Raw genomic sequence first — 8,960 nt, 5'->3', positions numbered from 1 at the left:
GCCCTGGGCCTGGCCGAGGCGGACCTGCGCCAAGCAAGCAAAGCGCAATTGCTCGGCTGGCTGACTCTGATCGACGAATTTAGCCCCAGCCAACAGCGCCAGATCTGGCTGGAGGCCTACGAGCACCATTACCGGCGGGACCTGTTGCGGGCCCTGCGCGCCAACCATGGGCGGGGGCGCTGGTTGCGCCGCGAGCGCAGGCCGCAAGCACAGATTTATTTTTGCATGGACGAACGGGAGGAGAGTTTTCGCCGCCACCTGGAAGAACTCAACCCCGCCATCGAAACCCTGGGGGTGGCCGGTTTTTTCGGCATCCCCATGCATTACCGCGGCCTGGACGCGCATCGCACCACACCGTTGTGCCCCGTGGTGGTAACGCCGGCGCACCGCATCGAAGAAGTCGCCCGGCCCGGCCAGGAAGAACAGCTGCGGGCCCACCGCAAGGGTCTGCAAAGAGCGGACGGCCTGGCTTATCAGTTATATCAAAGCCTGCGCCGAAATCCGCTGTGGGCCTATCCGCTGCAATTCCTGCTGGCGCCGATTCAATTGGCGCGCATGCTGGGCAAATTGTTTTGGCCGACCCAACAACGTCGGCTGGAACAGGCTTGGCAAGGTTGGCTGGTGCCGCCGGTCGCCACGCAGCTGCTGGTCACTGCCGACGATTCCGCCGCGCCCGCCAGCCCGACCGCGCCCAGGTTGGGTTTTACCGACCTGGAACAGGCCGAACGGGTGGCGCGGTTTCTGAGAACGACGGGCTTGACCGCCGGCTTTGCTCCCATCGTGGCCCTGATGGGGCATGGTTCCACCAGCCAGAACAATCCGCATGAAGCGGCGCACGATTGCGGCGCCTGCGGCGGACGTCAGGGCGGACCCAACGCGCGCGCTTTCGCCGCCATGGCCAATCGGCCCGGAGTGCGGCAATTGTTGCGCGAACAAGGCATTGCCATTCCCGACGACACTTGGTTTGTCGGCGCCCAACACGACACCTGCAGCGACATCATCACCTGGTTCGATGCGGAAGAAATACCCGCCGCGCTGCAAGCCGAATTCGCCGCCTTCAAGGATTGCCTGCAGACCGCCGACGGTTTGGCGGCGGCGGAACGCTGCCGCCGCTTCGCATCTTCCGCCTATCCCAAAACCGCCCGGGACGCCATGCGCCACGTGCAAAACCGCGCCATGGACCTCAGCCAGGTCAGGCCGGAATTCGGCCACGCCACCAATGCGGCGGCGTTCATCGGCCGCCGCGCCGCGACCCAGGGGGTATTTTTCGACCGCCGGTTGTTTTTGATTTCCTACGATCCCAGCCAGGACCCGGACGGCAGCATCCTGGAAGCCATTCTGCTGACCGCCGGCCCGGTCGGCGCCGGCATCAGCCTGGAGTATTATTTTTCATGCGTCAACAACGAGCGCCTGGGCTGCGGCACCAAGATTCCGCATAATGTCACCGGCCTGTTCGGGGTAATGGAAGGCGCCAGCGGCGACTTACGCACCGGCCTGCCATTACAGATGGTGGAAATCCATGAAGCCATGCGCCTACAGATCGTGGTGGAAGCCAAAACCGCCATACTGGAACAAATTTATGCCCGTCAGCCGGATTTACAGGAATTGATAGGCGGCGGCTGGGTGCATTTGAGCGCCCAGGACCCCGATAGCGGCGAAATATTCGTGTTCGAACGCGGACGCGGATTTAGCGCTTGGCAAGCAGCGCAGGCCGAATTGCCGCTCAGGGAAAATTCGTCGGATTGTTATCGCGACGAAACCCGGGCGGTAGCGCCGATGCTGATCAAGCAACCCACGTTATCCGGAGTGCAAGCATGATGGACGCCGGCTGGATTATTCTGCTGCCCGCCTTGCCCATGCTGGCCGCCGCATTGATAGGCGGGCTGCATTTTTTCGGCCTTATTGCCGGCGAAGCGGATGAAGCCCACAGCGCCCGCATCAGCCTGACCGGCATGACCCTGTCCGCCCTGCTGGCCTGCGGCGCCTTGGCGGCGGATAGCTTCGGCTGGCTGGCGGATAGTCAGTTCTACGGCCACTGGCTGGGTAGCGGCCGCGTCGGCATTGCTTTTTCACTGCGCGGCACGGGCTTCAACCTGCGGGTGGCCGCCCTGTTTGCGCTGTTGTTATTGTTGACGATGCGTTTTTCGGTGAATTACCTGCACCGCGAAGCTGGCTTCCACCGCTTTTTTTTCATTCTGAACCTGTTTGCGGCGGCCATGTTATTGCTTGTGTTGTCCGGCAACGCCTTGTTTAGCTTCGCCGGCTGGGAAGCGGCCGGAGTTTGTTCCTATTGGCTGATTGCTTACGCCTATGACAGGCCGGTTGCCGCCCATAACGCCGTGCGGGTTTTCGTCAGCAACCGGATAGGCGATGCGGGCTTCCTGTTGGGTACCGCATTGGCCCTGCTCTGGCTGGAAAACTGCGATTGGCAAACCATCAACCGCGGCGCGGCCGACCTGGATCGCGGCGACGCCACCCTGCTGGCGCTTTGTTTTGCCCTGGCGGCATTTGCCAAGTCGGCGCAAATTCCGTTTACGCCCTGGTTGGCGCGCGCGCTGGAAGGCCCCACGCCTTCCAGCGCCATTTTTTACGGCGGCGTGATGACGCATGCCGGTGTGTTTTTGCTGATTCAATTGCAGCCCCTGTTCAACCAAACCCCCACGGCCATGCAGTTGCTGGTGCTGGTGGGTGGCTTGACGACGGTTTACAGCTACTGGGTGGGCCTGAGCCAAACCGACATCAAAAGCTCTCAGATTTACGCCGCCTCCGCGCAACTGGGCTTGATGTTTCTGGAATGCGGCCTGGGATTCTGGAACCTGGCCGGCTGGCATTTATGCGCCCACGCGGTGGTGCGTTGTTATTTGCTGCTGACCGCGCCGTCGATACTACACGCCACCCACGGCCATCCTATCCGCCCGGTATCGCCGCGTTGGGCCAATTGCCGCTGGGCCTTCATGGCCTCCCTGCAGCGCGGCTGGCTGGAGCCGGCCTTGGATTGGATGTTGGTGAAACCGGTTCAACAATTGGCCAGGGACATGCGCAACATCGACGACCGCATCGTAGACCCGGCCCTCGGCGCGCCGGCGCCGGCCATCAAAGCCATTTCCTCCCTGGCGCAATGGGAAGAAAGCAAAATGGGCGCCAAGCTGGACAACGACGAGGACAGCTTCGCGCGCGGCAGCGGTTTGGCCGGCAAGTTGGCGCAATGGACGGCAAGTTTGCTGAGCTGGTTCGAATACCGCTTTATTTTGCGCGGCATAGGCCGGGATTCCATCAACTGGGGCCGCCGCTTGGGCCGCCGCGCCAACCGTTTCGAACAATTGTTGTTGAGCCCGCGCTATCTGATTTTGTTTGTGTTGATCACCCTGATGGTGGCATTGGGGTACGGCGCATGACCGGGATCGTTTACTGGCAAGCGGCGACGTTTTTTCCCCTGCTGAGCGCGCTGACCCTGGTGCCGCTGCTGACCATGGGCTTGGTGTTGTGCGGCAAACCGACCCGCTGCCTGAATATCGGCTTGGCCGGCGCGCTGCTGAATCTGCTGTTGAGCCTTTACCTGTTGCGGATATTCGATTCGCGGGCACCCGGCATCCATTTGGCCGAGAGAGTGGATTTTTTGGGCTTGGGTTACCGGGTCGGCGTGGACGGCACCAACATTCTGTTTATTCCCCTGACCGCGATTCTGGGTTTGCTGGCCCTGGTCTACACCATGATTACCCGCCATCGGCTGGACCGCTTGTTCGTCGCCTGCCTGTTGGCCTATCAGGGGATTTTGATCGGCGCCTTTTGCGCCTTGAACGCCATGCAATTCTGGTTTTGGTGTTTGCTGGAACTGCTGCCGGTGATATTGCTGACGGTATCCGCCGGTACCGGCGGCCAGCGCAACCAAGCCATCAAAACCTTGCTGCAATATTGGTTGCCGGGCCTGGGCATGAGTCTGGCGGGTTTTTTATTGCTGAGCCTGGGTCTGATGCAAAGCGGGCTGGATTTCAGTTTCGACTGGTTGGCGCTGAAGCATCACAATCTGGCCATTCCGCGCGAAACGCTGATTTTCATATTGTTGTTTTTCGGCTTTGCGGTGCGCATGCCGTTGTTTCCTTTTCACGCCTGGCTGCCTCCGCTGGCCGAACACGGCACGGCGGCCAGCGCGGCGATTTTCTTGCACGGTCTGAAATTGGGCATTTATGCCTTGATTCGCTTCATTTTACCGTTGGTGCCGGGCGCGGCCGAACAATGGGCGGATTTCGTGGTCAGCCTGGGCCTGATCGGAATTTTTTACGGCGCGCTTTTGGCACTGATGCAGATCAATATGCGCCGCTTGCTGGCTTTCGCGGTCATCAGCCATACCGGCATGCTGGTGATAGGGGTATTTTCCTTCAACGATTTTGCCCTGGAAGGCAGTATTTTGCTGTCGGTGGCTTATGGCTTGGCCACCGCCGGCATGTTGTTCAGCATAGGTCTGATTTACGAGCGCACCCGCACGTCTTATTTGCCCCGCTTGGGCGGCTTGTTCGAGAACAATTCGGCCATCGGCCTGCTATTTCTGATTTCCGCCCTCAGCACCATGGTGATGCCTGGCACGCCGGGATTCGACGCCGCTCACCTGCTGATCGAAGGCACCATAGAAGAACACGGCTGGTTCATCGCGATTGCCATTCTGGTCGGCAACGTACTGGCGGCCGGATTTTTACTGTGGGCGTTTCAGCGTTTGTTCATAGCTTATCCCAAAAGATTTGTACAACCCTACAGCAGCATCCATCACCCGGTGATGCAGGAGCGTATCATTGCGCTGGTCATTTGCGGTTTATTGATGGGTACCGGTTTTTACACCACGCCCTGGTTGAAATTCATCGATCAGGAAGCCAGCGAAATCGGCGAACACTATCCCGAACATCACAGCCATCATGCCAATGAGCCCGCTCATGAATGAGCCCTTTCCCTTGTTGTCCCTCTGCCTGATCTGGCCCTTGTTGGGCGCCTTGCCGCTGGCATTTATCGAAAACCCGCTACGCGCCAAACGTTGGGCCCTGTCGGTGGCGGGGTTAGAATTGGTGTTCTGCCTGCTGGTGCTCTGCATCTTCGATCCCGGCTACGGCGGCTTTCAAATGCGGGAAGACTACCCATGGATAGCCGGTCTCAACGTACATTATCAATTGGGAGTGGACGGTATTTCGGTGCTGTTTTTGCCAATGACGGCCTGGGTTACCGTGGCGGCCTTACTGGCGGGCTGGAACAGCATACGGCAACTGAGCCGCTTTCATCTGGCTTTGTTGCTGACGCTGGAAAGCATCACCATCGGCGTGTTCACCGCTCTTGACCTGACCCTGTTTTTCCTGTTCTGGGAGTTGACCCTGCCGCCGCTGTTTTTTTTGATCGGCCTGTGGGGCGCGGGTGCCGAACGCCGTTACGCGGCCATGAAATATACCCTGTACATGCTGTTCGGCGGCGTACCGCTGTTGTTCGGCATCATTCTGCTGGCCTTGAATCACGCCCAACTGACCGGCGGCGCCAGCCCGGGAGAGCTGTGCTTCAGCCTGCCGGTTTTATTGCAAACGCCGCTGGCCCGCGATGCGCAAAATCTGATCTTTTTTTTGCTGCTGGTCGGCTTTGCGGTCAAGGCGCCCCTAGCCCCCTTTCATACCTGGCTGCCCACTACCGCCATGGAGGCGCCGGCACAAATCACCGCCCAGTTGACAGCCTTGAAACTAGGCGTATACGGCATCGTGCGTTTCGCTATTCCCTTGGCGCCCGCCGCGGCGGTTGAGCATCGTTGGCTGCTGGCCATTCTGGGCAGTATTACCTTGGTCTATGCCGGCTTGATTGCGCTGCAACAAACCAATCTGCGCCGTTTGCTGGCCTATTCCAGTATCAGTCACGTGGGTTTGGTGCTGGTCGGCATCGCCACGTTTACCCCGCAAGGTCTGCAGGGCGCCATGATGCAGCTGCTTAATTTTACCGTGGTGGCCGGCAGTTTAATGCTGATAGCCGGCATGATTCAGCAACGCCTGGGCAGTACCGAGTTGATTGATTTGGGCGGCCTGGCCAAACCGATGCCGCGCTTGACGGTCTTGTTTTTTGTGTTCGCCCTGTCCAGTATCGGCGTACCGCTGACCAACGGTTTTCCCGCTGAATTGCTGATGTTGCTGGGCATTTTACAAAGCTTCCCCGCCCTGGCTCTGGTCGCTTTGTTTGTTGCCGTGCTTGGCGCCGCCTATGTGACGGGATTTGCCCGGCGCGGACTATTCGGCCCTACTCGGCACACCGGAGCGGCCGCGCCGCAAGATCTGCGCGCCCGCGAATTATGTATTTTGGCCATACCGGCGCTGTTGGTGTTGTGGCTGGGCGTATACCCGCAATGGCTGTTAAGCCGGCAGGAAAGCGCGTTGACGCTGTGGCTGCAACGACTGCATCACCCGACGACATGGGTGGCGGACGCTTTAGTTTCCGACCGGATACGTGAAGGGTATAACATTAACCGATAGAGGACAGGGCACGGCGCGTTTTAATTCGCACGATAGTTTCGAATCGATATCATATGCTGTTATACTAATCGCACCCTCATTCCAACCATTGTTATCCATCGACTACAACCCAATTGCTTAAGGAAGTTCGTCATGCATACACCCGCCAAGTTACTACTGGAAAATAAAGCCTGGTCGCAGGAAGTTTCCGCCAAGGACCCCGGTTTTTTTATCAATCTGGCCAAGGAGCAAAAACCGGAGTTTCTCTGGATAGGCTGCGCGGACAGCCGGGTACCCGCCGACACCATCGTCAACGCCCAACCCGGCGAGATATTCGTGCACCGCAACATCGCCAATCAGGTCATCATGACCGATTTCAATTGCCTGAGCGTGTTGCAATACGCCATTTCGGTGCTAAAGGTGAAACATGTGATCGTTTGCGGCCATTACGGCTGCGGCGGCGTCAAGGCGGCATTGCAGCCGCAAAAAACCGATCTGGTAATCGCCAATAAGTGGCTGACGCACATCAAGGACGTGTACCGCCTGCACGAAGAAGAACTGGAATCCATCAGCCCGGAGAAAAAAGTCGATAGGCTGATCGAACTGAATATCATCGAACAGGTTTATCGGCTGGCACATACCTCCATTATTCAATCGGCCTGGAAGCATGGCCACAAGCCATCGTTGCATGGCTGGGTATACGGCTTGAATGACGGCTTGCTCAGCGAACTGATCAAATTGGATCACAACACTCTGATCAACCCGATTTACCGTTATGCCGATTGATTACCCCTAATTCCCCCGTGTTGAGAAACGTCTTATGAAAACAGACTTACAGTATTACGTGAGTAATTTACGGAATGATCTGCCGTCGTCGATCGTGGTTTTTCTGGTGGCCTTGCCTCTGTGCCTGGGTATTGCGCTGGCGTCCGGGGCGCCGTTGTTTGCCGGCGTGATAGCCGGCATTATCGGCGGAGTGGTGGTATCCTGGGCCAGCGGCTCGCATTTGAGCGTGTCCGGCCCGGCCGCCGGTTTGACCGTGATTGTTTTTAACGCCATCGAAACCCTGGGCGGCTATAGCGCTTTTTTGCTCAGCCTGCTGGTGGGCGGCATATTGCAATTGGTGTTGGGCTTTTTGAAGGCGGGCCTGATCGGGGCGTTTTTCCCGGTCGCCGTGATAAAAGGCATGTTGGCGGCGATCGGCCTGATTTTGATCATCAAGCAGGTCCCGCATGCGACCGGTTACGATACCAGCTTCGATGGCGACGAGAGCTATATGCAGGAAACCGCCCAATCCAGCCTGTTCGAGGTATTTGATGCTCTGAAGGGCATCTCGCCGGGCGCCACCCTGATCAGCGGCGTGGCGCTGTTGATATTAGTGGCGTGGGAAACCCGCTTGATCAAGCGTATTTCTTTCCTGAACCTGATCCCCGGACCGCTGCTGGCCGTGGCATGGGGCATGCTTTTCAACCTCTGGGCCTTGGAATATGCCCCCGCTTGGGCGGTCAGCCAAAAACATCTGGTCACCTTGCCGGAATTGGGCAGCGTGGAAAATTTCGTCAATCAACTGCGGTTGCCTGATTTCAGCCAGATTACCAACCCCAAGATATACAGTATCGGCTTCACGCTGGCCATCATTGCCAGCCTGGAAACCTTGCTCAGTATCGAGGCGGTCGACAAACTGGATCCGCATAAACGGATTGCGCCCACCAATCGCGAACTCAAGGCGCAAGGCCTGGGCAACATCATCAGCAGCTTGGCGGGCGGTTTGCCGATCACGGCGGTCATCGTTCGCAGCGCCGCCAATATCAATGCAGGCGGACAAACACGCTTGTCCAGTTTCTTTCACGGTGTTTTACTACTGATCAGCGTACTGTTCTTCGCCCAGTACCTGAACATGATTCCGCTGGCCTGTCTGGCGGCGATTCTGTTGCAAACCGGCTATAAACTGGCCAAGCCGAAAATGTTGCTGGAGTTTTACCGCAAGGGCTGGAATCAGTTTCTGCCCTTTGCCATTACCATCGCGGCCATTCTGGTAACCGATTTGTTGCAAGGTATCGTCATCGGCATGGCAATCGGTATTTTCTTTGTGTTGCGCGCCAATTTCCACGAAGCCATGACGCTGACCGAACACGGCTCCCATTACCTGTTGCGCTTGCATAAAGACGTGTCGTTTTTAAATAAAGCCCTGTTGCGCAAACATCTCACCGCCATTCCCGCCGATAGCGAACTGCTGATCGACGGCACCAAGGCCCTGTTCGTCGATCACGATATTCTGGAAACCATCGCGGACTTTTTGGCGGCGGCACCGGATAAAAATATCAACGTCGAAATTCAGGGCTTTGAAGTTGCCTGTCTGGTACCCAGCAGCGGCCATTGACAATACCACCGCCCTAAAAACACCCCGCCCTCCGCATCCGCGCGGCGGGGTGTCCGATGCCGGGCAAGTTTTTCTGCCTTGCCGATAGCATCCCCACCCGCTTTGCCCTTAAAATAGCC

6 protein-coding genes are annotated in these 8,960 nt (G+C 58.0%); all 6 read left to right on the top strand.

Features of this window, described 5'->3' with window-relative positions; genetic code table 11:
* On the top strand, nucleotides 1-1,818 hold a 1,818-nt coding region (locus tag NP590_RS06100), incomplete at its 5' end, for a putative inorganic carbon transporter subunit DabA (RefSeq protein ID WP_256601384.1).
* Nucleotides 1,815-3,395, top strand: a complete 1,581-nt coding sequence (locus tag NP590_RS06095) for a proton-conducting transporter transmembrane domain-containing protein (RefSeq protein WP_371927255.1) — start codon at nucleotides 1,815-1,817, stop codon at nucleotides 3,393-3,395. The genes NP590_RS06100 and NP590_RS06095, both read left to right, overlap by 4 nt.
* Nucleotides 3,392-4,930, top strand: coding sequence for a complex I subunit 4 family protein (locus tag NP590_RS06090; protein ID WP_256601381.1), 1,539 nt, complete (start codon nucleotides 3,392-3,394; stop codon nucleotides 4,928-4,930). Before NP590_RS06095 ends, NP590_RS06090 begins: the two co-directional genes overlap by 4 nt.
* Entirely contained in the window at nucleotides 4,923-6,482 is a 1,560-nt protein-coding gene (locus NP590_RS06085; protein WP_256601379.1) for a complex I subunit 4 family protein, read from the top strand. Before NP590_RS06090 ends, NP590_RS06085 begins: the two co-directional genes overlap by 8 nt.
* A 132-nt stretch (nucleotides 6,483-6,614) precedes the next feature.
* Nucleotides 6,615-7,247, top strand: coding sequence for a carbonate dehydratase (can, locus tag NP590_RS06080; RefSeq protein ID WP_256601378.1), 633 nt, complete (start codon nucleotides 6,615-6,617; stop codon nucleotides 7,245-7,247).
* A 34-nt stretch (nucleotides 7,248-7,281) separates the two neighbouring features.
* Nucleotides 7,282-8,841: a SulP family inorganic anion transporter gene (locus NP590_RS06075; RefSeq protein ID WP_256601377.1), complete on the top strand. Its 1,560-nt coding sequence runs from the start codon at nucleotides 7,282-7,284 to the stop codon at nucleotides 8,839-8,841.
* Nucleotides 8,842-8,960 lie beyond the last annotated feature (119 nt).

It is taken from the genome of Methylomonas subterranea, assembly GCF_024505185.1.
Classification (GTDB): domain Bacteria; phylum Pseudomonadota; class Gammaproteobacteria; order Methylococcales; family Methylomonadaceae; genus Methylomonas; species Methylomonas subterranea.
The sequence above is the reverse complement of the archived record's forward strand: the minus strand, read 5'-3'. Positions and strand labels throughout refer to the sequence as shown.

Excerpts from the sequence above, each read along its gene's own strand:
- NP590_RS06095 (WP_371927255.1), top strand. The coding sequence starts at position 1,815 with ATGATGGACGCCGGCTGGATTATTCTGCTGCCCGCCTTGCCCATGCTG.
- NP590_RS06090 (WP_256601381.1), top strand. The coding sequence starts at position 3,392 with ATGACCGGGATCGTTTACTGGCAAGCGGCGACGTTTTTTCCCCTGCTG.
- NP590_RS06085 (WP_256601379.1), top strand. The coding sequence starts at position 4,923 with ATGAATGAGCCCTTTCCCTTGTTGTCCCTCTGCCTGATCTGGCCCTTG.
- can (WP_256601378.1), top strand. The coding sequence starts at position 6,615 with ATGCATACACCCGCCAAGTTACTACTGGAAAATAAAGCCTGGTCGCAG.
- NP590_RS06075 (WP_256601377.1), top strand. The coding sequence starts at position 7,282 with ATGAAAACAGACTTACAGTATTACGTGAGTAATTTACGGAATGATCTG.